The 23,477-nt window shown below is 48.8% G+C and carries 23 protein-coding genes; 15 read left to right on the forward strand and 8 right to left on the reverse strand.

From position 1 onward, the window contains the following. Window positions 1–2 precede the first annotated feature (2 nt). The gene (gene glpG / locus N3Z11_RS00880) at window positions 3–851 is read left to right on the forward strand and encodes a rhomboid family intramembrane serine protease GlpG (protein ID WP_260655250.1); all 849 of its coding nucleotides are present in this window, start codon (window positions 3–5) and stop codon (window positions 849–851) included. A gap of 81 nt (window positions 852–932) precedes the next feature. On the opposite strand, the gene N3Z11_RS00885 is transcribed toward glpG, so the two are convergent. Continuing rightward, window positions 933–1,334: a flagellar basal body-associated protein FliL gene (locus N3Z11_RS00885; protein WP_260655251.1), complete on the reverse strand. Its 402-nt coding sequence runs from the start codon at window positions 1,332–1,334 to the stop codon at window positions 933–935. Window positions 1,335–1,610: 276 nt separating this feature from the next. Here N3Z11_RS00885 and N3Z11_RS00890 point away from each other — a divergent pair, with 276 nt between their 5' ends. The 4 genes from N3Z11_RS00890 to msrA all read left to right on the forward strand — a co-directional run bounded on the left by N3Z11_RS00890 (window position 1,611) and on the right by msrA (window position 4,959). Beyond that, entirely contained in the window at window positions 1,611–2,138 is a 528-nt protein-coding gene (locus tag N3Z11_RS00890; RefSeq protein ID WP_260655252.1) for a chorismate--pyruvate lyase family protein, read from the forward strand. After that, on the forward strand, window positions 2,138–3,007 hold the full coding sequence (ubiA, locus tag N3Z11_RS00895; RefSeq protein WP_260655253.1) for a 4-hydroxybenzoate octaprenyltransferase: 870 nt from the start codon (window positions 2,138–2,140) through the stop codon (window positions 3,005–3,007). The genes N3Z11_RS00890 and ubiA overlap by 1 nt, the downstream gene beginning before the upstream one ends. Window positions 3,008–3,157: 150 nt before the next feature. After that, window positions 3,158–3,577: a DUF3429 domain-containing protein gene (locus N3Z11_RS00900; protein WP_260655254.1), complete on the forward strand. Its 420-nt coding sequence runs from the start codon at window positions 3,158–3,160 to the stop codon at window positions 3,575–3,577. Between the two features lie 80 nt (window positions 3,578–3,657). Beyond that, on the forward strand, window positions 3,658–4,959 hold the full coding sequence (gene msrA / locus N3Z11_RS00905) for a peptide-methionine (S)-S-oxide reductase MsrA (protein ID WP_260655255.1): 1,302 nt from the start codon (window positions 3,658–3,660) through the stop codon (window positions 4,957–4,959). A 15-nt stretch (window positions 4,960–4,974) separates the two neighbouring features. On the opposite strand, the gene N3Z11_RS00910 is transcribed toward msrA, so the two are convergent. Both N3Z11_RS00910 and N3Z11_RS00915 read right to left on the reverse strand, forming a co-directional pair. Next, complete coding sequence (locus tag N3Z11_RS00910; RefSeq protein WP_260655256.1) at window positions 4,975–5,433, reverse strand: hypothetical protein; 459 nt, start codon at window positions 5,431–5,433, stop codon at window positions 4,975–4,977. Window positions 5,434–5,577: 144 nt separating this feature from the next. Next, complete coding sequence (locus N3Z11_RS00915; protein ID WP_260655257.1) at window positions 5,578–6,660, reverse strand: M35 family metallo-endopeptidase; 1,083 nt, start codon at window positions 6,658–6,660, stop codon at window positions 5,578–5,580. Window positions 6,661–7,089: 429 nt separating this feature from the next. On the opposite strand from N3Z11_RS00915, the gene N3Z11_RS00920 reads away from it, so the two are divergent. Continuing rightward, on the forward strand, window positions 7,090–7,710 hold the full coding sequence (locus tag N3Z11_RS00920) for a hypothetical protein (RefSeq protein ID WP_260655258.1): 621 nt from the start codon (window positions 7,090–7,092) through the stop codon (window positions 7,708–7,710). 151 nt (window positions 7,711–7,861) lie between these two features. On the opposite strand, the gene N3Z11_RS00925 is transcribed toward N3Z11_RS00920, so the two are convergent. Next, on the reverse strand, window positions 7,862–9,955 hold the full coding sequence (locus tag N3Z11_RS00925; RefSeq protein ID WP_260655259.1) for an amidohydrolase family protein: 2,094 nt from the start codon (window positions 9,953–9,955) through the stop codon (window positions 7,862–7,864). A 286-nt stretch (window positions 9,956–10,241) separates the two neighbouring features. On the opposite strand from N3Z11_RS00925, the gene N3Z11_RS00930 reads away from it, so the two are divergent. Further along, window positions 10,242–13,484 carry a DEAD/DEAH box helicase gene (locus N3Z11_RS00930; RefSeq protein ID WP_260655260.1) on the forward strand — a complete coding sequence of 1,081 codons (3,243 nt, stop codon included), beginning with the start codon at window positions 10,242–10,244 and terminating at the stop codon, window positions 13,482–13,484. A gap of 121 nt (window positions 13,485–13,605) precedes the next feature. Here N3Z11_RS00930 and N3Z11_RS00935 read toward each other — a convergent pair whose 3' ends face one another. Continuing rightward, entirely contained in the window at window positions 13,606–14,517 is a 912-nt protein-coding gene (locus N3Z11_RS00935; RefSeq protein WP_260655261.1) for a hypothetical protein, read from the reverse strand. A gap of 172 nt (window positions 14,518–14,689) precedes the next feature. On the opposite strand from N3Z11_RS00935, the gene N3Z11_RS00940 reads away from it, so the two are divergent. The 4 genes from N3Z11_RS00940 to N3Z11_RS00955 all read left to right on the forward strand — a co-directional run bounded on the left by N3Z11_RS00940 (window position 14,690) and on the right by N3Z11_RS00955 (window position 18,453). Beyond that, window positions 14,690–15,910: a mechanosensitive ion channel family protein gene (locus N3Z11_RS00940; RefSeq protein WP_260655262.1), complete on the forward strand. Its 1,221-nt coding sequence runs from the start codon at window positions 14,690–14,692 to the stop codon at window positions 15,908–15,910. 646 nt (window positions 15,911–16,556) lie between these two features. After that, window positions 16,557–16,889: a hypothetical protein gene (locus tag N3Z11_RS00945; protein ID WP_260655263.1), complete on the forward strand. Its 333-nt coding sequence runs from the start codon at window positions 16,557–16,559 to the stop codon at window positions 16,887–16,889. Window positions 16,890–16,990: 101 nt separating this feature from the next. Then, the gene (locus tag N3Z11_RS00950) at window positions 16,991–17,503 is read left to right on the forward strand and encodes a hypothetical protein (protein ID WP_260655264.1); all 513 of its coding nucleotides are present in this window, start codon (window positions 16,991–16,993) and stop codon (window positions 17,501–17,503) included. Between the two features lie 395 nt (window positions 17,504–17,898). Next, window positions 17,899–18,453 carry a hypothetical protein gene (locus N3Z11_RS00955; protein ID WP_260655265.1) on the forward strand — a complete coding sequence of 185 codons (555 nt, stop codon included), beginning with the start codon at window positions 17,899–17,901 and terminating at the stop codon, window positions 18,451–18,453. A 53-nt stretch (window positions 18,454–18,506) separates the two neighbouring features. On the opposite strand, the gene N3Z11_RS00960 is transcribed toward N3Z11_RS00955, so the two are convergent. The 3 genes from N3Z11_RS00960 to N3Z11_RS00970 all read right to left on the reverse strand — a co-directional run bounded on the left by N3Z11_RS00960 (window position 18,507) and on the right by N3Z11_RS00970 (window position 19,537). After that, the gene (locus N3Z11_RS00960; RefSeq protein ID WP_260655266.1) at window positions 18,507–18,908 is read right to left on the reverse strand and encodes a hypothetical protein; all 402 of its coding nucleotides are present in this window, start codon (window positions 18,906–18,908) and stop codon (window positions 18,507–18,509) included. A gap of 211 nt (window positions 18,909–19,119) precedes the next feature. Beyond that, window positions 19,120–19,305, reverse strand: a complete 186-nt coding sequence (locus N3Z11_RS00965; protein ID WP_260655267.1) for a CBS domain-containing protein — start codon at window positions 19,303–19,305, stop codon at window positions 19,120–19,122. A gap of 16 nt (window positions 19,306–19,321) precedes the next feature. Then, window positions 19,322–19,537: a CBS domain-containing protein gene (locus N3Z11_RS00970; RefSeq protein ID WP_260655268.1), complete on the reverse strand. Its 216-nt coding sequence runs from the start codon at window positions 19,535–19,537 to the stop codon at window positions 19,322–19,324. Between the two features lie 226 nt (window positions 19,538–19,763). On the opposite strand from N3Z11_RS00970, the gene N3Z11_RS00975 reads away from it, so the two are divergent. The 4 genes from N3Z11_RS00975 to fos all read left to right on the forward strand — a co-directional run bounded on the left by N3Z11_RS00975 (window position 19,764) and on the right by fos (window position 23,398). After that, a complete protein-coding gene (locus N3Z11_RS00975; protein ID WP_260655269.1) occupies window positions 19,764–20,075 on the forward strand; it encodes a DUF6172 family protein in 312 nt (103 codons plus the stop codon). Between the two features lie 188 nt (window positions 20,076–20,263). Next, window positions 20,264–21,568, forward strand: a complete 1,305-nt coding sequence (locus N3Z11_RS00980) for a DEAD/DEAH box helicase (RefSeq protein ID WP_260655270.1) — start codon at window positions 20,264–20,266, stop codon at window positions 21,566–21,568. Between the two features lie 544 nt (window positions 21,569–22,112). Beyond that, a complete protein-coding gene (locus N3Z11_RS00985) occupies window positions 22,113–22,850 on the forward strand; it encodes a hypothetical protein (RefSeq protein WP_260655271.1) in 738 nt (245 codons plus the stop codon). A 149-nt stretch (window positions 22,851–22,999) separates the two neighbouring features. Next, the gene (gene fos / locus N3Z11_RS00990) at window positions 23,000–23,398 is read left to right on the forward strand and encodes a fosfomycin resistance glutathione transferase (RefSeq protein WP_260655272.1); all 399 of its coding nucleotides are present in this window, start codon (window positions 23,000–23,002) and stop codon (window positions 23,396–23,398) included. Window positions 23,399–23,477 lie beyond the last annotated feature (79 nt).

Below are 23,477 nucleotides of genomic sequence, written 5' to 3' on the forward strand. Positions count from 1 at the left end.
TGATGTTAAAACTGGCTGAGCTGAACTCTGCCAGCGCCGCGCAAACCTTTGCCGATTATTGTGTGGGCAAAGGCTGGCATGTCAGTGTGGTGGTGCAAAATCCACAGCGAGCGGAAATTTTCAGTGCGCCCGACTGTATTACGCAGGTGCAGCAGGAGCTGGAGCTGTTTTTACAAAACCCGGAACTGGACAAGTACAGTCAGGCAGCCTGGAGCCGGAATCAGCCTGCGCTAGCCAGCCAAAGCCTTGGCCTTGGCGACATCTGGCGGCGGATGCGGCTGATGTCGGGCCTGGTCACCCAAGCTATCGCTTTGTGTTGTGTGCTGGTGTTTGTGGCCCAGCAAATCTGGCCTTTGCCTTTGTATCAGACACTGACGTTTTTTCATAACAGCAGCGAGCTGCAACAGTGGTTCAGCTGGCGCTGGCTGACACCTGCGCTGCTGCATTTTTCGGCAGCCCATCTGATATTTAACCTGCTCGCCTGGTGGTTATTTGCAGGCCGGATAGAACGGCAGCTCGGCGGTTTTGTGCTGCTTTGGCTCAGTCTGGTGGCGGCAGTGCTCAGTAATACCGCGCAGTTTTTGTTTAAAGACGCCAACTTTGGTGGTTTGTCCGGTGTGGTTTACGCTGTGATCGGTTTTGTCTGGGTGTACGGCTGGCGTTTTAAGCAGCAGCCGCTGCGTCTGGGGCGTGCCGATATTGGCATGGCACTGCTGTTTTTACTGCTCGGTTTTGCCGACATGCTGTGGGTCAATACCGCCAACTGGGCGCATCTGTTTGGCCTTGGCAGTGGCATGTTGCTGGCGTTGGCGCAATCCGGGCCCGTAGCGCCTAAGCACAAGGCTGTTTAACTTTGGTGAAAGACAGGCTAAAACCAAACCATAAAAAAACGCCGGCATGCCGGCGTTTTTTTATGGTGGGAAGTACGACAGTTATTGATACAGGTACTTGGTAAAAAGCACATCCTGCACTGCTTCAACCCCTGTTTCTTTTTTTAGTAACTCATTGAGGTTGCGTAAAATTTTTAATCTGATTTCTTCGCGGCCGGTCAGCGACTTAATCATGTCTTCCGGCTCTTTGCCAAAAGTGGCCACTATGGCATTCAGGATCAGCGGTTCGTGGTGCTCAATAATCGGCAGATATTTTTCATCTTTAATCATCAGCTCCATGGTCACCCGCACATAACCCAGGCTTTTTTGCCCTGTGGTGACGTAATTGGTCACAATATCCGGATCAAAACCGTAATAAACCACTTTGGGTTTGGCTGGTGCCGCCTCTTGGGCCAGTGTCACCGAACTTACCAATAACAACAGCAGCGCAAATATGTTTTTCATCTAAACCACACTGAGATTTGTTGAACTCCTGAGGCTGACAAGTGTACCTGAGGCCGTCAGAGCTGGCTATCAGGAAACAACAATTGCCCCTGCCAATTCGCCACAAGCCGTAACCTGACTGATGCGGCTTGTTAACTATGTTCACGGCGCCGTCACTTTGCCAGAGCGCTTTAATATTTTTACGGTGAAGCCCAGTTGCACTGATCACCGGCTTTGCTGAAAAAGCCGGTTGAAGTTGTTATGATGCCGCCAGTTTTTGTTGTTGATCACCGGTTTATGCTGTTAAGTCCCGCACATTTGTTTGAATCTTTGCTCTGGCGTACGCTGGAATCGGCGCCTTGTCCGCCATTGTGGTTGCCCTGGTTGTCGGGACAGGGCTCGTTAACCCGCCAGTTAAAAGCCTATAAACCGGGTTTTTTGCTGCAGCTGTTGCAACAACAACATCAACCATTACCAGCGGCTTTGGCAAAACGCTGGGGTTGCAGCCATGGTTTGTGTCGTGAAGTGCTGATGTCGCTGGATGGTCAGCCTGCGGTTTTTGCCCAAAGCTGGTTACCCGACAACACCATAGCGGCGCTGCAACCGCTGGCGCAGTTGGGCGAACAACCGCTGGGGGAATATATTTTTACCCAGCCTGATTTAAGCCGGGGTGGTATTGAGGTGCTTTGTTTGTCACAAGGGCTGCAATTGCCGGCAGTACCTGGCGCGGCGCATACCGAACTCTGGGGACGGCGCTCGTATTTTTCGTTGCAACAACATGAATTTCTGGTGCAGGAAATATTTTTAACCGGATGGCTGGACTGATGAAATTAGCATTAACACTGCAAAACTGGCGCCCCTACAGCAGACTGATGCGGCTGGAAAAACCCATTGGCACTTTTTTATTGTTATGGCCGACTTATTGGGCTTTGTGGCTGGCCAGTGACGGCATGCCGGATGGGTCGATGTTGCTGGTGTTTACCCTGGGTGTGGTGCTGATGCGGGCCGCCGGTTGTGTCATTAACGACTATGCCGATCGCCACTTTGACGGCGCTGTGGAGCGCACCAAACAGCGTCCTCTGGCCACAGGGGAAGTGAGCGCCACTGAAGCCTTGCAGCTGTTTGTATTGTTATTAGTGTTGTCGGCTTCATTATTATTGTTTCTGGATTGGCGCAGTGCCGCTTTGTCGCTGGTGGCTGTGCTGCTGGCCGCCAGTTATCCCTTTATGAAAAGAATCACCCATTTACCACAGGTGGTGCTGGGCGCCGCCTTTAGCTGGGGCATGGTGATGAGTTTTATGGCAATTCAGGGGCAGTTGCCGCTGCTGGTCTGGCTGATTTATGCCGCCAATTTGTTGTGGACTGTGGCGTACGACACTTTTTACGCCATGGTCGATCAACAGGACGATGAAAAAATCGGCGTAAAATCGACCGCCCGGTTATTTGGCCGTTATAACCTGTGGATCATCGCCATACTGCAGCTTGGGGCGCTGGCGCTGTTAGAGTGGGCCGGTGCTATTGCCGGCTTGGGCTGGCCTTTTGGTGTGGCGCTGGTGGTGGCCTTGCTGCTGTTTATGCAGCAGCACCGGATGGCAAGACGTGGCCGCGACGGCTGTTTCCGCGCTTTTTTACACAATCATTATGTGGGCATGGTGATTTTTGCCGGCATCCTGGCCGGTCAAATCTGGCAGTAAATTCAGTTTTTTTCTTAAGGTTTTTCCTCTTCAGGCTGCGGCAGCTTTGCTGCGGCCTAGCCATGTGTTTTTGGCTGTTTGGCCCATAGCTAATCCAGTCAGTTTGTTGCTGCGTATACAATTCAGGTTCAGATTATCGCGAAGCGTAGTATGCGGTTATTACAAGCGCTGGGTTATGCCGGCTTAATTCCTTTTCTGTTATTAACCTTGCTGGTGTGGTGGCCGCTGCTGCCGGGCTTCGACCCGCTGGCAATGTTTCAGCGCTACAGCGCCATTATTCTGGCTTTTATGGCCGGTGTGCTCTGGCCGGTCTGGTCACAACAAGCGCCTTTTAAACCACTGGCTTTTTTTGCCGTCGCCTTGCCGATCCTGAGTTTTAGCGCCGGAGTGCTACCCGACAGTGCCTTGCTGGCGGTGGAGCTGCTGTTGTTTTTACTGTTAAGGCTGGGCGAGCGCTGGTTTGGGCTTGATATGCAATATCATCCGCTGTATTTGCAGCTGCGCAACAGGCTGACTTTGGTGGTGGTGTGTTGTCATTTACTGCTGATTTGGCATTTGCTGCAGCAATAACACAGTTGCGCTGAAATATTTTGCCAAAAGTGCCTGTCTTATCTTGCAGCAACAGCGACATAGCAACAGCAGGAGTGCAGATGAACAAGACAAAATTAAAATCAGGCTTGAAGGCAGTATTTCACTGCGGTGCCCTGTGCCTGACTTTGGCTGGTCTGCTGCTGAGCAGCCCAGCGGTCAGGGCAGAGCAAAACAAAGCTTCGCTGGAACAACTGGTGCTGGGTGCCGGCTGTTTTTGGGGAGTGGAAAAACGTTTTGAAGCTTTGCCAGGTGTGGTGGATGCGGTAGCCGGTTATGCCGATGGCCGTGGGGTGCGCCCAACTTATCAGGCCATCACTTCGCCGGAGCAGCGGATGAACCCGGATAATTTTGCCGAAGTGGTGCAGGTCACGTACAACCCTGCGCTTATCAGTAGCAGCACTTTGCTGCAGTTTTATTTTGAGCAGCACGACCCCACCCAAAAAAACCGGCAGGGCAATGATATTGGCACCCAATATCGCTCGATAGTGCTTTACAGCACACCAGAGCAACAACAAACCGCTTTGGCATTAACAGCACAATATCAGCAACTGCTGACAGCGGCAGGTTATGGTGAAATTCAAACCCAAATTAAAGCGTTAACACGTTTTTACCCGGCCGAAGATTATCATCAGGATTATCTGGCCAAAAATCCGGCTGGTTATTGCCCCGATCATGCCACAGGTGTGCGTTTTGCCGCTCAGTCTGAAGCCACACCCGATGCTAATCCCGACAACAGTGTAATGCTCAAAGGCCAGCATATTCTGGTGATAGACGCGCCGGATTGCCCTTATTGCGCCATTTTTAAACGTGAAGTGGCTGATCATTATCAGGGTTCTATTCCGATGCATTTTCGCCGGGCGCAGCAGTTGCAGGGGCTTAGCCTAAAAACGCCTACTTTTGCCACCCCAACCATTTTGTTTCTAGACAATGGTGTGGAACAGTTTGGCCGTCAGGGCGCCATGAGTGCCGCTGAGTTTTATCAGGCGCTGGGGTATTTTAAATTAGGTGATTCTGAGGCCTTTAAGGTGGCCTTTGATAAAGGCACCGACAACAGGTTTTGCCAGCAATATGAAATTTTTAAAAACACGCCGGATGGTGTTTTTACCGACAAACTCAGTGGCCAGCCCTTATTTGATACCCGTGACCGTTTTGACTCAGGCACCGGCTGGTTGTCGTTTCGCCGCGCGGTAAAAGGTGCTGTGATAGAAAAAACCGACAACAGTTATGGCATGCAGCGCACTGAAATCCGGGCGAAAAAGTCCGGCATTCATTTGGGACATTTGTTTTATGACGGCCCCAATGGCAGTGCCCGTTATTGTATTAATGCCACAGTGCTGGACTTTGTGCCGCGTGGCATCTGACAACAACGCGGGGGGTTAGCGGCTATCGCTTTTTGGTAACAGTTGAAGCTCAGGGCACAACAACCACTGTTGTTGTGTTGCCTGCCAGCGCATCTGCTGGCCCGGCTTGTGTGGCATGACGGCAATCGGAGAAAACTGCACCAATGCAGGCACCATAACAAGCTGATAAGCCTGAGTTAAATCCAGCCATTCGGTATGGGTTTCGCCCGGTGCTAACAACAATAAATCTTCTTCGGAAGGTTCCCCTCTTTTGGCTTTGGCGCCCTGATACAGCAGCTTTTGGCCATTTTGGCTCACCTGTAAAAATTCACTAAACCAGGCATCCAGCGGGCTGTGCCAACGCAGGATCAGCCAGGGGCTTGTGTCGTTATTCTGAATCTGTACCTGTAGCTGCCAGGCTTCAGTGCCGGCACTGGTGCTGCAATGCAACGGCAGCTGCTGGCTGTTCTGGCCGCCCTCTACTGCGTTTGGCATCACAACTCCCAGCAAAATATAAAGCAGAATGAATTTTGGCATTTGAAAAAAACGGGTGATGGTTTTGTCTTCACCATAACCCGTTCTTTGCCGCTATACCAGCCTGACCATCAGGCAAGGCCGGGGTTGCACTTGACGTTGCTGTTAGTTTTGCGCCGGGGTGTTTTCGGCGAAATATTCATGGCTGTCAGCATTTTGCACTGCTTGTGCCGGGTTGCTGATCGCCAGTGATTTGGCTGCGCTGTGACCATAAGCCAGATCGTCAGTGCCCGCCACCACGTTAAAGTGGCTCATCTCGTGCACTATGGTGCCGCCTTTAGAGTCGGTACCGCTGGTTGGTGCAGTCCAGAAGGCGTTACATAAATACACTTTGTACGGCTGGGTTGGGTACACATAAGCAAAATAAGATTTTTTGCAGCTGCAGTCGAACGTCAGTGGCTGGGTGTTCAGTGCACTGTCGATATTGCTGAAGTTGCCGCGTACTGTGCTCCAACGGCCAGCGTCGTAGTTACCAAACCAGGTTTTGTAACGTACCGAACTGCTTGGGCTTGAGTAGCTAGTCAGATAGCTTTTAGCATCAGCCGACATAGTTTTGGCCGCAGCTAAACCTGCCAGAATAGAAGTTTGTTGAGTGTTGCTGCAACGGCCGGTAAAAGTTACGCCGTTTACTGTAGTGCCGCCGCCGTCACCTGGCTTGGCCGTGGTGGTGATGCCCCCTTGTTTGGCTTCCAGATAAAAGCTGACAGGTGCAGAGCTGATGCCGGTGATACCCAGGCGGGCCAGTTTTTTGTCCTGGCCAGGGTTGTTGGTAAATAAGGTATAAGATTCAGCATGGTAGCTAATCTCATACTGGCCGGTTTTGCTTAAATCGTACAGTGAAGACAATTCCACTTCGTAACTGACACTTTGGCCACTTTTCAGCTGGATATAGTCTTTTTGTTGTGCGGCCGGTCTTTTGTAATGGGCGCCCAGATAGTCGGTTTCTACACCGTTGACCGACACTTTAAATAAAGCTTCTTCCACCCCTTCAGCCGGGGTGTACCATTTTAACACCCGCACCGGCACCGCTTCTTCGTTGGTCAGCGTGACCTGAACTTTAATGTCTTCGGCAGAGGTGAAGTTGGTTTTGCTTAATGCCAGACTGGCGCGAATGCCATCAGCCAGCGCCTGAGTGCTGAACAGTCCGGCCACCAACAGAGTACCAAGCAAATAATGAGCGTGTTTCATCATGTTCCCTTTTTATTAACTATTTTATTGTAATGTTGCATTTTTAATGCTTAACCATTAAAGGCTAATAAACGAAATTCTTCAATAAGGTTTTTACAGTTGTAATTTTCTGTAAAGGTGGCCTGGCGTAAAGCGGCTAAAAGGGGGTAAAGCTGTAGCAGATGAAATAATTCTTTTATATTCAATCATTTAATCATGGCTATGGCTGCGTCGGTTGCCATGGTTGTTGTGTTGAGACTGCAGCGGCGACTTTTTGGCCAACGGCGTATTTTTGTAAAAATGAAATTTATTTTATTTGGGCAATCAGAAACTTAACCTCAGTACCTTGCGAATGTTAGCTGTTGGTTAAAAAAAGAACTGTTCAGACCAGCTGGCAGTGTTTAAAATACGCGCCCTTTATCACCTGATGCTGTTAAAAACGGAGCACACATGAATTTTTTAACCACCGCAGTTTTGGTTGTTGGTTTATCACTCTGGTCTGTTGCGGCTCAGGCCACGTTGATCATTAACGGTGGTTTTGAAGCCAACACTGTGGCCAAAAACAACTGGAAGTATTTTAGTGCCACTCAGGTCGCTGGCTGGGAAGGCAGCAATATCGAAATCTGGCACGGCTTAAACGGCATTAAGGCAGCTGAAGGCAACCAGCATGCGGAATTAAATGCTGACGGCAGCAACAAAGGTGCCTGGGAGATTTATCAGAATTTTGCCACTGAAATGGGCAAAACTTATGATTTTTCATTTATGTACCGTGCCCGCGCCAACAATAAAGAAGCCTTTTTGTTCAGCATTGGTGATATCAAAACCACAGTGAACAACCACTCTTTAGGTCAGTGGCTGAAATTTAGCGGCAGTTTTACCGCCAACAGTCTGCTGAGCACCATTCGTTTTACCTCATTAAATAGCGGCACTATGGGCAACTTCCTGGACGATGTGCAGGTGAGCGCAGCGCCAGTGCAGCCGCAGGGTGTTCAGGTTGATGAAGCCTCCACGATTTCTGTATTGGCGTTAGGTTTGGTATTGCTGGCACTGCGTCGCCGCCGCGCTGCATAAGCAGCGGATTTGCAACTAAGCCCGGATTAAAGATAAAACCCAGTTAAAATAAGTTACCCCAATAAAAAACCGCCTGTTGGCGGTTTTTTATTGGCTCTTGCGCGGTCAGTGCCATTGTTGACAGCCCGGCAGCGCTGGCGGCTGATAAACCTTAGTGCATATGCCTGTGGCCATGTTTAGCACTGTTGCTGGCATTGCCCTGTGGCAAAGGCTCACGTTCAATCACAGGTTTGTCGCTGACAAAAGGTTTAATACCCAGCGCCTGATAAATATCGGTTGGGTACATGGCTTTGCCCTGGGTGATTACCAAAGCCAGCTTGCGGATATCGCCGATATTTTTCGTTGGGTCACCTTCCACCAGCAATAAGTCGGCGTCTTTGCCAACCGCAATCTGGCCTTTAGTGGCTTCAACTTTGCTGTAGCGGGCGCCATTTAAAGTAGCCACCTGCAGTGCCTGGGCCGGGGTTAAACCGGCTTTGACCAGTAGCTCCAGTTCACCCTGTAAGGTAAAACCGGCCAGCTCATCAGTGCCTGCCACCACCGGAATGCCGGCTTTGTACATCATGCCCACAAACTCCACCATTTTGGCGTAGGATTTGGCATAAAGTGCTGCTGTTGCTGCATCTGGAATATCCAGCTCGGCGGCGGCGTATCTGCGCTGCACATCAGGCGGTAAATGATCGACGATGGCTTGCCACGGCTCGCCAACAGTGCCGTCCACTTTTTTCAGAAAATCAAAGGTCGCCAAAGTTGGGTCTACTACTATGCCTTTGTTTTTCATCAGCTTGATATAGTCCTGCACCGCTTTACCTTGTAAATCCAGGCTGGCAACCTGTTTGGCTGGTAAATAAAACCGCTCTAAGGTGCGGGTGTCGGTGTCGGGTTTCACCAGGAAGTTCAGCAATAACTGGTTAATATGCTGAATTTCGTCATAACCTGCGGCTATCACGTCTTCCGCTTTTAAAAAGGCCGGCACATGGCCGCTCACCCTTAAACCCCGCTGATGCGCATAAGCCACAGTGTCTTTTAAAATGGCTTTGGGGAAAGAGTTATAAATTTTCAGCTGCGGGTAACCATGAGCAGCGTACCAGTCGATGGCTGACTTAGCGCCGGCTAAATCTTTGATCACAAAACCATTACGCGCTGAATAGGGGCTTTCGCCTTCGAGGAAACCGGTCGGCACTACAGTGGGCGCCAGCAGCTCGCCGGCGGCCGTTTCGCTGATCATCGCCTGAATGCTGGCATTGTCATTGCCCATATCACGCAAAGTGGTGACACCGGCCGCTAAATGCAGCGGGCCTTCCCAGCGTGACAAATGACCATGCATATCAAATAAACCCGGCAGCACAATACGGCCTTTGCCGTCGATGCTGTTTTGCGCCTTGGTGGCTAAAGTGCCGGTTGGTACTATGGCGGTAATTTTGCCGCGCAATATAAATAGATCCGACGGCGCACCAATTTCGGCTTTGACGCTGTCAAAGGGCCGCACATTACGCAGCACCGTCAGGCCTGGTAAATCTTTTGGAATGGCATTGGCAAGGTCGGTTAACAGCTTGGTTTCGGTTTGTTTTTGCAGCTGCGCCATTTTGCCGGCATTGTGCTGCCAGCCCTCTTCAATCAGCGTTAAATAACCAGGCGCTATGCTGGCGAATAAACGTGGGTTTTCACCGCTGGTGGCCCATACCAGATTGGGCTCCAGGCCAACGCCGGTTTGTACCAGCAGCTGTACCTGCTGTTTTTCACCGTCTTTTTCCACAATCAGCGAACCAACATTGTGTTGGGTCAGGGTGCCGGACGGTAATAACGACATGCTGTTACCGCCGCTTTTGGCAATGGCTGCAATGGCGACAGAACTCAGTTCAGGCGAGCCATCGACCGGCAAATACAGCGCAGAGCCTGTCACTTTGGCCTGGCCTTTTTTATCACCTGTGCTCCAGCTGGCGTTGTCGCCCTGGCGTTCAAATTTTTCGTTGATCACAGAGCCAAAAGTTGACTTACCCTGGCCGCTGTAGCTGGCGATGGTGCCGTCGGCGTTCAGTTTGATGCTTTCATTGAGCTCAGGCCCGCGGCCGTTGTCTTTAAAAATAAACCGTACTTTCAGTTCGCCATTGTCGGCTACATCGACAATTTGCTCACCGGCTTTCACGCCATTGTCGACCAGAATAGTGTAACGGCGCTGTTCGCCAGCCATGCTCTGCAGCGCGGTACTGGCCAGCAGCAGGGCGGCAAGGTAACGAAGACGCATAAAAATCCTTAAAAATTGCGGGTATAACACAGGACAATAACAAAGAGCACAGCAAAAACACAATGTAGCTTCAGCTGCTGTTTTTGCTGCCTGGGCGAATGTTGCCTGCGCTAGGGGGGCAGATTGACAGCTGTGTGAACCAGGCCTGGCCGTTGACCCGGCCAGAGATGGTGGCAGATCTGCTAAAGCATCGCAAAAAAAACGCTGCTAGCGCAGGTCAGACTTTGGCCTGCGGCCGATTTGCGGTAGCATAGGCACCCTTTGCCTGAAATTATTGAACTATTGCATGTCTGAAGTGGTGTTTCCTGTCAGCGCAGCCACGCTGCAACTATGGTTTGATCCCGGTACTTTTCAGCGCGCCCGCGCCTATTGGCAAGCCGGCAAGGTGATCAAGCTGGAATACAGCGAAGATCTGTCGCAAATCAGCGCTCAGGTATGGGGCGAGGCCTTGTCGCCTTATCGCCAGTTTTTGTCCTTAAAACCCCATGGCGCCGAATGGCGTTTAACCGATTCCTGCAGCTGCCCTGTGGGCGGTCGTTGCAAACATGTGCTGGCAGTGCTGCTGAAACTCAAACAAGTGTATGAGCAGCAGCAACTTGGCCTGCAGCAGCTGCCGCTGCGCCAGCTCAGTCAGTGGTTTAGCGACGTAGAACGGCTGGCCAAAACAGATCCCAGCCTGGAAAAACTCAAAGACGTAGTGCTGTATATTCTCAGTTATGGCCAGTCCGGGCTGCAGCTGTATCCACGCCGGGTAAAACAAAATAAAAAAGGCGGTTACAGCAAAGGCCAAACCATAGGTGCACAGGAATTTTCCGGTTATTTAGTGCCTTATTGGATAGAAGAAGCCGATTTTCGCTTAATTAATCAGTTCCGCTCACAAAATATCCGCGAACAGTCGTTGCTGGAAGACGAGTGGGGTTATCAGCTGCTGCAGCAGATTATGGCAACGGGCCGCTGTTATTTTGGTGAAGCCCGCCACGAGCTGCAGCAAGGGGACCCCAGGCCGTTAAAACTACAGTGGCTGGCCGGCAAAAACGGCCATCAGCTGGTATGGGATTTAGGCGACGACGCCGAACTGGAAGTGGTGTACACCACGCCGCCCTGTTATCTCGATACTACCCATTTTGTTATTGGATTGCTCGACACCGAGCTGACCGGCCGCGAGTTAAAACTGCTGGCAAAAATGCCGCCTGTGCCAAACGACGTAGTGCTGGACAGTGTGACTAAGCTGCAGAAATTATTCCAGAAAGTAACTTTGCCTGTGCCCAAAGGCGTGGCGCTGGAGCGGCTGGATGTGACCCCTGTGCCTGTGTTGCAACTGCTGATGCAGGCGCAGCAGGGCGGCGCGAAAAAACCAACAGCGCAACTGAGTTTTGCATATGGCGACTTTGTGTTGCCGCTGGATTTACAGCAGGCGCAGCACGAAGCGAAAGAGCCGCAGCGCACCGTATTTATTAAACGTAGCCGCACTGCGGAAATCAGCGCGCTGGAAAAACTGCTGGCGCTTGGCCTGGTGGCCTTGCCGGAGCAAAACCAGCCGGTGTTATTTGGTGTCGGTGAAGGCCCGGATAACCCGGAGTTGTGGCAGCCATTATTGCAGGCGCTGCCTGATCTTAGCGCCGAAGGCTGGCGTGTTATACAAGCAGCTGATTTTAATTTAGATATTCTGGCCGCTCAGCCTTATTTGCAGGTGCAGGATGGTAAACAAGGTGGTTTTGAGCTGGGTATTTCGGTGGATATCGACGGCCAGCAGGTGCCCTTGCTGCCACTTATTACCCAATGGCTGCGCCAATATGGCTTGCCCACCGCAGGCCAGCAAATCTGGCTGAGTTTACCGCAGGGCAAGCTGGCGCTGCCGGTCAGTTTAATTCAGCCTTTGATTGACACCATTATTGAGCTGCTGAACCTGAGTAAATCACCGCTGATGCTGGAGCTGCCCGACTTTAAAGCAGCGTTGTTGCCACCGCCTGGCGCCGCCGAAATTCAGTATCTGAACGCCGGCCGGCTGGAGCGCTTAACCAGCCAGTTGCATAACTTTGCCGGTATCAGCGAAGTGGCTAAACCCAAAGGTTTGCAGGCCGAACTGCGGCCTTATCAGCAGCAGGGTCTGAACTGGCTGAGCTTTTTACGCCAGTATGGCCTGGGCGGTATTCTGGCCGACGATATGGGCCTGGGTAAAACCTTACAGGCGTTAAGCTTTTTACAAAACGAAAAGGAAGCCGGAAGGTTAACCGCGCCTGTGCTGATTGTTTGCCCTACCAGTTTGCTGGGGAACTGGCAGCAGGAAGCGGCACGCTTTACGCCTGAGCTTACAGTGTTGCAGCTCTATGGTGCCAAACGTCAGCATTTATTTGAGCAGCTGAATGACTACAACATTATTGTCACCAGTTATCCGCTGCTGGTGCGTGATATTGCGTTTTATCAGCGCAGCCGTTTTAGCGCTGTGATTCTGGATGAAGCCCAGCATATTAAAAATGCCGGCAGTCAGGCAGCGCAGTCGGTGCGCTTGTTAAAAGCCGATTTTCGTGTAGCGCTGTCGGGCACACCTTTGGAAAACCATCTGGGTGAGCTCAAATCCTTATTTGATTTTGTGCTGCCGGGTTTACTGGGGACAGAACAACATTTCCTGCAGGTGTATCGCCGCCCTATTGAAAAACAAGGGGATAGCGAGCGTGCTTATGCGCTGAAGCAAAAAATTGCGCCTTTTATGCTGCGCCGTACCAAGTCGCAGGTTGCCACCGAATTGCCGGATAAAACCGAAATTCTGCAATTGCTGGAGCTGGAAAGCGACCAGCGTAATTTATACGAAAGTATCCGGCTGGTGATGGAAACCAAGGTGCGGGAGTTATTTCTGCGCAAAGGTGTGGCCGCCAGTCAGATTGAGTTTTTAGATGCTTTGTTAAAACTGCGGCAGGCCTGTTGTGACGCCCGTCTGGTACCAATAGAACAGGCGCAGTCGGTAAAACATAACGCAAAGTTGCAGTGGTTACGCGACAATTTGCCGGAGATGCTGGAAGAAGGCCGCAAAATTCTGTTATTTAGCCAGTTTGCCAGCATGTTGCATCTGATTGAGCAGGAGCTGGAATATCTGGGCATTTCTTACAGCAAACTAACAGGCCAAACCAAAAAACGCCAGGATCAGATTGATGCTTTTCAGCGTGGTGAAACTTCGGTGTTTTTAATCAGCTTAAAAGCCGGTGGTACAGGCTTAAACCTGACCGCAGCCGACACCGTGATCCACTACGACCCCTGGTGGAACCCGGCGGCGGAAAATCAGGCAACAGACCGTGCACACCGTATTGGTCAGGACAAAGCAGTCTTTGTGTATAAGCTGATAGCCCGCAACACTGTTGAAGAAAAAGTACAGAAATTACAGCAGTTTAAGCAAGGTTTGGCCGACCAGCTATTTGCCGGCGGCAAAGGCCAGTTATGGCAGGGCAATGCGCAGGATTTATTGTCGTTATTTGCTGAAACTGAAGTGGTGGTGGCCGAAGCCGGTACAAAAACCCTGCCGGGCGCCAGGGCTTAATTTCGCTGTCACGAATTGCCAGGGAACCAGCGCTTGGCCAAATCTGCTTGTGTTGGTGAAATGGAAATATGGCTGTTCCATGCGGGCAAAGCCTTTTGCCGCCGCTGCTGTGAACTGCGTTTTATTGACCTGTTGGGTTGGCTTTAGCGTCGCCGGCTGGTGCTGATGTTTTGGCTGGGTCATCCACTAAATGCTGCTGAATATGGCCAATCAGCTGCTGCAACTGTTGTTTGCTTTCGTCGTCATGCCAGCTCAGCATATGTTTCTGATACAGCGGGTCTGGCCATAACTGCAGCAACTGCTGATTCACCGCTGTAATCACTTCAGCGGCTTTAGGGTGTTTACTGCAGGCAACATAAGTGGCGGCACGGCCTTCGGCGCCTGCTATCTGGTAATACTCTAACTGCTGCAGCGGCTGGTGTGAGCGGCTTTGCAGATAGCCTATGCGGTGCGGGTAATCAATTAAAAAGTCGACACGGCCGGCCAGCAATAAATCCACCGGGTTATTTTCCATAAAACTGCGCTCTGCCAATAAACCACTGGAGCTTTGCTGCGCCTGTTCTATCACAGGCGCATAACTGCGGCCTTTTTCCAATAAACCGGTAAATTTGCCCTGACTGAGCAACTGGTTTAAGTCGGCCAGGCCGCCTTGTTGTTGCAGGTACTGGCTAAGCTCGCTGCCGCTGACAGTGGCCAATGCAATATGCATCACCACACCAGCCGGAATAGACAGCTGCATTTTGGCTTTGCGTTCGGGACTGGCCAGCACACCAAAGCTGCAATATAAAGCGGATGGGTCGGCATGCAGCAGTTCGCGCCGTTCAAAACTGACAAAACGGCTTTGGTGCTGATATTGCGGCAACAGTTTGATCAACATTTGTTCCATCTGATCACTGGAGCCTTTACCCTGTTCCGGGCCATGCATCAGCCGAAAAGGCGCTAAATCCACCATCAGCCAGTGAATGGTGGTTGGGGTATTCGCCAGACTGGCGCTGCTGGCGAACAACAACAAAATGGCGTAGAACTGGCGCATTTGGGTGTTCCGTAAATAGGAGTGCGGTTAACATAACAAGACTCAACTGCAGCCGCAAGCTGCTACTGAGTTGGGAACAAATGTCGCGGGCTGAGCGGCTGACCCACAGCAGTTACTCTTGCTGTGATAAAGTTAAAGTTCTGAATTTATTTGTAAAAAACGCTGGAGCCTTATGAAATCTTTGCTGCAGGCCTTTGCCGGCCAACAACAATGGCTGGACCCGCTGCTGGCCTATTATGGTCTGGTGCTGCTGTTTATTCTGTTGTTGTCGCTGGGGCTGCATCTGCTGTTACATCATGGTTTGCTGAAGCTGATTGCTGCCCGCTCTCAGGCTCAGGCACAGTGGCGGCAAAGCCATTTATTAAGCCGGCTGGCCTTCACCCTGCAGGGTTTTGTGCTGATGTGGCAGGCCAATTTCTGGCTGGAACCAGGCTCTGAAACCCTGCATTTATTAAACCTGCTCACCCAGCTTTGGGTGTTAGGTTTTGGTACCGCCAGTTTTTTTGCCCTGCTCAATACACTGGAAGCTTTGTTGCAGCACAAGGGGCTGGGCAAACAGGCTCCCATTCGGGGTTTGTTTCAGAGTCTGAAACTGCTGACGTCGGTATTGGTGCTGATTCTGGCCTTGTCTTTATTGCTGGGTAAATCACCGCTGTTGTTACTCAGTGGCCTGGGCGCCATGACCGCCATTTTATTGCTGGTATTTAAAGACCCGATTTTAGGTTTTGTCGCCGGTATTCAGCTCTCCGCCAACCGCATGCTGGCCTTAGGCGACTGGCTGGAAATGCCCAAATACGGCGCCGACGGTGAAGTGATAGAAATGAGCCTGACCACAGTCAAGGTGCGCAACTGGGACAATACCATTACCAGCATTCCGGCTTATGCGCTGATTTCGGATTCGTTTAAAAACTGGCGTGGTATGAGCGAGTCGGGCGGGCGGCGCATTAAAAGGTCGGTATTTATTGAAGCCAGCAGTGTGCGATTTTTAACAGAAGAAGATATCAACCGTTTGCAACGCTCAACCTTGTTGCAGCCTTATCTGCAGAAAAAACTTTCGGAAATCACCGCTTATAACGCCCAGTGTGATATGAGTTCAGTACTGAACGGCCGACGCTTAACCAACCTTGGCACCTTGCGCGCTTACCTCACCGAGTTTTTGCAGCAACACCCTGATATTCATAAAAATATGACGCGGATGGTACGGCAGCTGCCCTCAGGCCCAACCGGTATTCCGCTGGAAATTTACGCTTTTTGCAGCAACACCGCCTGGCTGCATTACGAGGCGGTGCAAGGGGATATTTTTGACCATATTTTTGCTGTGATTAGTGAGTTTGATTTGCGGGTTTATCAGCAGCCTTCTGGGTATGATTTACGGCAGATTAAGATTGGTTAGTTTTGGCTGGCGCTAATGCTTTTTTGCTTGCAGCTGATGGCGCTGTTGAGGCGGAGACTCGCCTCCGCGGGCGAGTCACTATTCACTCTGATAGGTGACGGAGCCATTCAACTACATAGGTTACAGTTTATTGAACCGGCTTGGTTGATGCCTGCGGCGCGGCGTTTTAACAGCGGTTTCGCCGCAAGGGCGAGCTACTTTCTTTGCTGACAAAGAAAGTAGCCAAAGAAATCACCCCGGTAAGCCTTCGAAAGCCCGCTAAAAATCAAAAGTTTGAGGCGCCGCCAAAACTCGGCAAGCGCTACCGTCGCTCGCCTCAAACAGTTGTCGGCTTAAAACCTCAAACTTTCAATTTTTATCGGCTTGGCTAAACGGGGGAGGGAAAAGCGCTGGCTGGGTGATTGGGGTTTTCTTATTTTGATAGTTTCAGTTTACCTGCTTTACTGTGAGCAATTTGTTGCAAATTAACTATGCGGGTTTAACCGCGCTTTTACGCCCGTCAAAAACTGGTGCTATTGTAACTACTTGTCCTGACTCATAGTTCTGTGTAACTTCAACACATTGTTAAAAGAAAGAAGGGATAAACCATGATTTAAAGCGTGGTTTATCCCGTTGATTAAGTTGTTATGCATAAATGGTGGTCTATTTGAAGCTGGCTCTGACCGTTATATTAATGATTTTTGCTGCTCAAGTAGCAGCAGAAGACTTATGCCCCATAAACGAAGATATTGAACCTGACATGCGGATGACGGAAAGTCATTTTACAAAAGAGAATGCTGAAGCAGCTGCAGATAAAATTAAAGCCATTGTCTCCGGCGTGGATAAAAAGTATGAGTGGTTCACAGTGCCAAATAATCTGAAAGTTATTGAAGGTTTTATTTTGAAACGTGATGCTATGAATGCTAAAGGTGAAATGCAGTCATATCATAAAGAGCAATTTTGTGAATTTATGAAAAATAAAGCTTGGTGGTACGACTAAATGCATAACAAGGCGCGGCACTTTGCGGCCTTCGGCCGCTGCGACGCTCACCAAGGTTCGCGCGCGTGCGCTTATAGTTATGCATCAAAAGGAGTTTGAGATTGGAACATTTTTTAAAAAAGTATGGAGATAAGTCGTTCTTGCTGTTTATGGTTATATCGATAGTTCCCCTACTGATGTATGAAACAGTGTTAAATTCGTCATTTGTATGGGCGTTTAAGTATTTGACCGCTCCTATCGTAATTATTTGCTTCTATGTTTACTTTAAAAGAATCCCAAACCTACGCCGCGAATCTGGAGAATTGAAAGGAATTACAATAACAACTGTTGTTGCTGCAATGATCTTCCTTATGAGTGGAGGCTTTGTCCTGGGGGTTAACAATTTTATTGGTCCCCAGTCAGATTTTCAGTTAAGCGGCTCTGTCGTAAAACTAGACACTTATGAAAGCACCAAAGCTGGCACAAGTTATTATGTCTTTATAAAAACAGCGGATAGCGGAGAGACTCTTAAACTCGATGTATCAAAGAAAAATTATACAGCGTTAAAAGTTGGAGATTTTTACTCCGAGCCTTGGAAAAAGGGCTCGTTGGGGTTGTTGTATAAACGCAAGTAGATACATAACAAGTCGCTCAATAGGATGCAAAACAGTTGTTCTGCACTCCAAAAACATTAGGTTCAGATCTTTCGTTTTGCCTTAGTCTTGATGAATTTGGTTGTTGATCTCCGATGCACTGCAGTTGAGTTCCCTGGTCTAAATCGGGTTAGGTACAACATAAGGCGTGACCCTCTAGGCCTTTTCTGTTTTGGTAGTTGGCCGCTTCACAAAAGGTCGATGGAAGTTGTGTTCGCGGGTTTTGATTGTTCGTTCTTGCAGATGCGCGCTGTTGTCTGAGAGTTGTGCTGATATCGGCTTGCCGCTTTGTTGTAGGCATCGTAGAGCCACTCGCCGGCTTTTGCGCTGATGTGTTTCTAATGGTCAGGTGGTTGCCACCGGTACAGGAAGTGCTTATGAAATCTATCGCTTTTGTCAGAATCACAATGTTTATCACAGTTCTGTTGTTCCAATCTTTCGGTGCTTTGGCCCAGGGGGTTGTAGTTAAGGACATCTCCGCCAGGCCTGGGGATGTCAGTACGCCGGATGGGCTGATGGATGCTTTTTATGCGGTGGTGAATATTGCACCGAATGAAGCTCGGCAGTGGGATAGAGACAAAACTCTCTACGCACCCTGGATCCGGTTTGTGGCGACATCGACAGACGCTAAAGGACAGGTAAAAACACGTGTCTGGACACACCAACAGTATGTTGAGGCCACTGAACCGCTGGTAAAAAGCGGCTTTAAAGAATGGGAAATTGCCAGAAAAATCAAAGTGTACGGCAACATTGCTCATATTGATTCAACCTATATGGGTGAGCTCACTGCTGATGGCAAAGTTGAGAGATTTCGCGGCGTTAACAGCATTGAAGCTTACTTTGATGGCACTCGTTGGTGGATTAGCAGTGTGATCTGGATGTCAGAGTCGCCGAACCATCCTATTCCACCAGAGTATCTGGCGCAGCAATAGCGCCAGAGCATAACTCTCAGCGAAGGACTGGCGCTATTGTAATGGCTTTGAATTTACAATATTCCTGAGTCCTTTTCTGTTTTGACGGTGACCAGCTTAGACGCATCAGCAATAAAATTTTCCAGGCTATTTTCAGTTTTATAGCCTGAGCCAGAGACCCAGAAAATGTTGTTTTTATAAGAAAGGCAAATTTTAAAACCAGAGCTTTTCTTTTTTATGATGATTTCATCATATGAAAGTTTTTTACCATCAATGATTGCAAAATCTTGTTGTAATTCTAATTCGCAAGATGCCTTTTTTATAAAAAGTGCCAACAGATCAAATAAAATATAAATGGAGGCGACACTGCCGGCGAGCAAAATAAAATAATTCATTCTATATATGCCGCTATCCCCAGTGGGGCCCCAAACAAATATACGAAAATATGCATAAAGGGTTGCCAATGGAAACAACAATATAGGCCCCTTCTGGGCCATCCAGTAAAAAAAAGACTTCTTTAAACACAATTTCATCTAAATAACTGTTCCAATTAGTTCTCGTTTATCTAATAAAATGAGTAAGTTAGCTAAAGCTCAGCCCATGGTTTTGTATTTTGCCTGATGCTCCCCACTTAAAAACAACCAAAGGCGTAACTTTTACGGCAATAACCACCGGCAGCTGCAATTATCAACCGCCGGTTTCTTTAGTCTGGCTTTTATCAAGGGCGCGCATAATGTCGCGCCAGCTTAAAATGCCGATGGGGGCACAGCGGGCATTTACGACCGGAATACAGGACACGCCTTGCTGGTTAAACAGCGCTACTGCATCCATCACACTGTGTTGAGCCGTTAAGCTCACGGGTTTGCGGTGCATCAGCTGATGCACTTTTTTATTTAAGGTGGCTAAGTCGCGGCTGGTTTCGGCGGCGGTGCCTCAGGCCTTTAAATAAATCCCGGTCGGAAATCACCCCCACCAAGACACCTTGTTCCACCACCAGAATATGGTGAAATTTTACTTTATCAAAAATGCTTTTTACCACTGCCAGGGTGTCGTCGGGTGACACACATACCGGGTTGGTACTCATTAATTTTGCCACTGTCAGCATCGGCGCCCCCGTGTCACTTGGGTCATTCTGTATTGCACCATAATACAAAACCACGGTTTTTTGTACGCCAGCCCCGCTGCAGCTATGCTGTTGGAGCTGCGTTTTTGGGCTTTAGGCTGAGCCTCTTTGCCAAAAACTGAGAATATTGGCGCTGCGTGGTGGCGAATGATGTAGAATGCCGCGCTTGTAGCCGCTTGTGCTTTGCCATCATATCCTGAGAATTCCGATGAAAAAAACTTTCGCTTTAAGTCACGACAAACACCAGCCTGCCCGTTTGGTGGATTTAATCAAACATGAGATTAAAAAATACCTGAACCGCGAGCGGCGCAAAACTTTGCCACAAGGCGCAGACTACTGGACTTTTGATTGTCGTTTTGGCGCGTCAAAAGATGTGGCCGAAAAGGTGTTTACCTCGGAAATTAATAAACATATCGACGCCGCGCTCAATGCACAGTGGCCGTCTTTTTATATCGAAATTCTGGCCCGTGCCGCCAATCATCAGCCACGCGCAGCCTTTGACGCTGACGACAACGAATAACAGCTGACAAAAAACGCTGGTGTTTTTTATAGTAGTGCCGGAATTTTTTGCTGATTTGCCAAGGCTTTAGCTGCTTTTTCCTGTGGAAAAACGCTGGCAGGTAAAAACAAAACTCTGCTCGGCGCGCAAAATGCTGTATATTTCGCCCCCAACTTTTGGACTGTAGCCATTTCTACAGAGGATTTTTTATGCAATTTTCATCTTTAGATTTAGCACCAGACTTACAGCGTGCGCTGCAAGAGTGCGGCTACAGTGACATGACTCCGGTGCAGGAAAAGGCCATAGTGCCGGCGCGCCGTGGTAAAGATTTACAGGTAACAGCGCAAACCGGCACCGGCAAAACCGCCGCTTTTGCCGTGCCGCTGTTACAACGTATGTTAGATAATCCCAAAGCCACAGTGGAAAAACGGCCACGTGCGCTGATTTTAACGCCCACCCGCGAACTGGCCGAGCAAATTGCTGAAGCGGTAAAAGCTTACGCCAAATATGTGCCGCTGAGCGTCACTGCTTTATATGGCGGCGTGAAAATGGGCGGTCAGGCCAATAAGTTAACTGCCGGTGTGGATATGGTGATCAGCACGCCAGGCCGTTTGTTAGAGCATATGGCGCTTGGCAATGTCATTTTAAGCGACGTGGAATTTGTGGTACTGGACGAAGCCGACCGTATGCTGGATATGGGTTTTAGCGCCGATGTGCTGAAACTTATTCAAATGACCGCCAACAAACGCCAGACGCTGCTGTTTTCTGCCACCACTTCGCCTGCGGTGAACGAGTTATCACACAAAATTTTGCATAACCATCAGCAAATTAAAGTGACCAAGGTGAACAGCACCGCCGACACTGTGCACCATGTGGTGTATGCAGTGGAAGAAAGCCGCAAAATTGAATTGTTTGAGCTGTTGCTGAACGAACAAAACTGGTTCCAGGTGCTGGTATTTACCAGTACCAAAGAGCAGGCCGACCGGTTATTGGCAGGGTTGCAACAACGCAAAATTAATGCCGCTGTGTGCCACGGTGATAAAAGCCAGGGCGCACGCCGCCGTGCCATTGCTGATTTTAAATCGGCCAAGTTACAGGTGCTGATTGCCACAGAAGTTGCCGCCCGTGGTTTAGATATTCAGGGCCTGGATTACGTAGTGAATTTTAACCTGCCGTATTTGCCGGAAGATTATGTGCACCGTATTGGCCGTACCGGTCGTGCCGGTGCTGCCGGTAAGGCGCTGTCTTTTGTCAGCCGTGAAGAAGAGCTGACCTTAGAGCGGATTCAAAAGCTGATTGGCAGCAAAATTGAACGTATTATCCAGCCGGGTTTTGAAGTCAGTAACCGTGAATCTTTATTAAAAAGCATCTCGCGCAAAATAGTGCCGGGCCGCGCCAATAAAAAGTCGGAAACTGTGATTGAAGCACCGGCAGCAAAAAGCAAAGCCCAGCCAAAAAGCCAGCCAAAACAACCTAAAGCCACAGCGGGCCGCGCTAAGGTTTTAAAGGGTTAAGAGCGCATTTTAGCTTTGAGTGTTGTTGCAAAGAGCCAGGTTAGCCTGGCTTTTTTTATGGCTGATGGTGACCTTGTGTTATGACATTTCAGCTTGCAGCTGATGGTGCTGTAGAAGCGGAGACTCGCCTCCGCGGGCGAGTCACTTTTTGTGTCGACAAAAAGTGACATAAAAAGCGACCCCGGTAAGCCTTCGAAAGCCCGCTAAAAATCAAAAGTTTGAGGCGCCGCCAAAACTCGACGGCTGCTAACGTCAGCCGTCTCAAACAGTTGGCGTCTTAAAACCTCAAACTTCCAATTTTTATCGGCTTGGCTTAACGGGGAGGGAAAAGCGCTGGTTTGATGATTGGGTTCTTTGCTGCATTTTGAAGTATCGGAATGTCCCAACACCTTCAGCTCATCAAAACCTGATAATGCTCCAAGCCCTTGTCGTGATTAATATTTCTGTGTAACTTCAGTGTGTATTTAATAGAGAGACTGTACGAACCACGGTTTAACAAGGTAGTTTTTTACGTTGGTGACTTCATTATTAAAAGGAAAATCACATGCCTCAAGTGAATGTAGCATTCATTGAAAAACTGAAAAACGGCTTTAAACATACTCGATTTTCGCAAAAAGACTTTAATTTATATTTCCCTGATACTGGGAAAGTTCTGGTTCAAATTGAATTCAAATATCATAAAAATTATACATTTCAGATTAGTGAAGAAGTGGAAATTGATACAGTTACACAACGAGACTCTTTAGCGTCAGTTATATCAGGGGTTTCTGAAAGAAAAAGCAAATCTATTGTTCATTACGCAATATTTTCTCCGGGGGAATGCAAACGTGTGGATAAAATTCATCTTTATGAACTAAGTAATGCTCCTGATTATATTGAAAAATGGTGTCGCTATCTTTTTTCTGAGATTTCTATAATTAAGTTAGAGGATTCTTTATTTGACGATCTTAGAGAACAAATAGAAGATCAGTTAAAAAATAACGCCGTCAACGAGAATGAACAATTTAGCGATGAAGAATTATCGAAAATTAATGTTAAATTTGACGAGCTACTGAAAAATTTTGAAAAGTTGGAAGAAGAAAGCAAAATAACCAAGAGTAATCTTGAACAAGTCAAAAAGGAATTTAGTGAATTTAAAGAATCTGCAAAGGTAATGCCAAAAGGCCTTTGGGCTAGAGTTACCAATAATAGGCTTGTAGATATAGTGGTAGAATTCGCGAAATCTAAAGAAGGAAGAGAGTTTATAATATCTGAAATAAAAAAATTAATGACTGGTAGTTAACTGTGTGACAAAGCACAAGTACATCATCCAATTTCAATGCAATTGGGGTCATGTAATGAGGGGCACATCTCGTGCTACTGATTAATTTAATAAACTCAAACCTCATCCTGATAACTTTTGTTTATCGTGTTGCTTGATAAGGAATATTGATGCTGCAGGGCTTAAACCATATCACCATTGCTGTCAGTGATTTAGATAGTTCGCTGCTTTTTTACACTGAGTTTGTTGGTATGAAAGCCGTGGTGCGTTGGGATGCTGGCGCCTATTTAACGCTGGGTGATAGTTGGTTTTGCTTGTCCTGCGATCAGGTGCAGCCTGCTCAGGATTATTCACATATTGCCTTTAGTATCGCTGCAGAGGATTTTGGCCCATATGTGCAGAAACTCAAAGACGCCGGCATTATGGAGTGGAAACAAAACAGCAGTGAAGGCAACTCGGTGTATTTTTTAGACCCGGACGGCCATAAGCTGGAAGTGCATTGTGGCAATTTACAAAGCCGGTTAAGCGCATTAAAAGCTAAACCTTATGCAGGTTTAGTCTGGTTATAACTAACAAAACCCCAAATTTATCCGCTGCAAATCGCGCTGGCTACAACACCAGGTTTTTCCTGTGTTTGAGTGGTAAAAA

The organism is Rheinheimera sp. 4Y26 (assembly GCF_025245835.1).
GTDB lineage: Bacteria > Pseudomonadota > Gammaproteobacteria > Enterobacterales > Alteromonadaceae > Pararheinheimera.

What these genes read in the sequence shown, in the direction of transcription:
- glpG (WP_260655250.1), top strand. Translation starts at nt 3, where the DNA reads ATGTTAAAACTGGCTGAGCTGAACTCTGCCAGCGCCGCGCAAACCTTT.
- N3Z11_RS00885 (WP_260655251.1), bottom strand. Translation starts at nt 1,334, where the DNA reads ATGAAAAACATATTTGCGCTGCTGTTGTTATTGGTAAGTTCGGTGACA.
- N3Z11_RS00890 (WP_260655252.1), top strand. Translation starts at nt 1,611, where the DNA reads ATGCTGTTAAGTCCCGCACATTTGTTTGAATCTTTGCTCTGGCGTACG.
- ubiA (WP_260655253.1), top strand. Translation starts at nt 2,138, where the DNA reads ATGAAATTAGCATTAACACTGCAAAACTGGCGCCCCTACAGCAGACTG.
- N3Z11_RS00900 (WP_260655254.1), top strand. Translation starts at nt 3,158, where the DNA reads ATGCGGTTATTACAAGCGCTGGGTTATGCCGGCTTAATTCCTTTTCTG.
- msrA (WP_260655255.1), top strand. Translation starts at nt 3,658, where the DNA reads ATGAACAAGACAAAATTAAAATCAGGCTTGAAGGCAGTATTTCACTGC.
- N3Z11_RS00910 (WP_260655256.1), bottom strand. Translation starts at nt 5,433, where the DNA reads ATGCCAAACGCAGTAGAGGGCGGCCAGAACAGCCAGCAGCTGCCGTTG.
- N3Z11_RS00915 (WP_260655257.1), bottom strand. Translation starts at nt 6,660, where the DNA reads ATGAAACACGCTCATTATTTGCTTGGTACTCTGTTGGTGGCCGGACTG.
- N3Z11_RS00920 (WP_260655258.1), top strand. Translation starts at nt 7,090, where the DNA reads ATGAATTTTTTAACCACCGCAGTTTTGGTTGTTGGTTTATCACTCTGG.
- N3Z11_RS00925 (WP_260655259.1), bottom strand. Translation starts at nt 9,955, where the DNA reads ATGCGTCTTCGTTACCTTGCCGCCCTGCTGCTGGCCAGTACCGCGCTG.
- N3Z11_RS00930 (WP_260655260.1), top strand. Translation starts at nt 10,242, where the DNA reads ATGTCTGAAGTGGTGTTTCCTGTCAGCGCAGCCACGCTGCAACTATGG.
- N3Z11_RS00935 (WP_260655261.1), bottom strand. Translation starts at nt 14,517, where the DNA reads ATGCGCCAGTTCTACGCCATTTTGTTGTTGTTCGCCAGCAGCGCCAGT.
- N3Z11_RS00940 (WP_260655262.1), top strand. Translation starts at nt 14,690, where the DNA reads ATGAAATCTTTGCTGCAGGCCTTTGCCGGCCAACAACAATGGCTGGAC.
- N3Z11_RS00955 (WP_260655265.1), top strand. Translation starts at nt 17,899, where the DNA reads ATGAAATCTATCGCTTTTGTCAGAATCACAATGTTTATCACAGTTCTG.
- N3Z11_RS00965 (WP_260655267.1), bottom strand. Translation starts at nt 19,305, where the DNA reads ATGCACCGCAAACCCGTGAGCTTAACGGCTCAACACAGTGTGATGGAT.
- N3Z11_RS00970 (WP_260655268.1), bottom strand. Translation starts at nt 19,537, where the DNA reads ATGCTGACAGTGGCAAAATTAATGAGTACCAACCCGGTATGTGTGTCA.
- N3Z11_RS00975 (WP_260655269.1), top strand. Translation starts at nt 19,764, where the DNA reads ATGAAAAAAACTTTCGCTTTAAGTCACGACAAACACCAGCCTGCCCGT.
- N3Z11_RS00980 (WP_260655270.1), top strand. Translation starts at nt 20,264, where the DNA reads ATGCAATTTTCATCTTTAGATTTAGCACCAGACTTACAGCGTGCGCTG.
- N3Z11_RS00985 (WP_260655271.1), top strand. Translation starts at nt 22,113, where the DNA reads ATGCCTCAAGTGAATGTAGCATTCATTGAAAAACTGAAAAACGGCTTT.
- fos (WP_260655272.1), top strand. Translation starts at nt 23,000, where the DNA reads ATGCTGCAGGGCTTAAACCATATCACCATTGCTGTCAGTGATTTAGAT.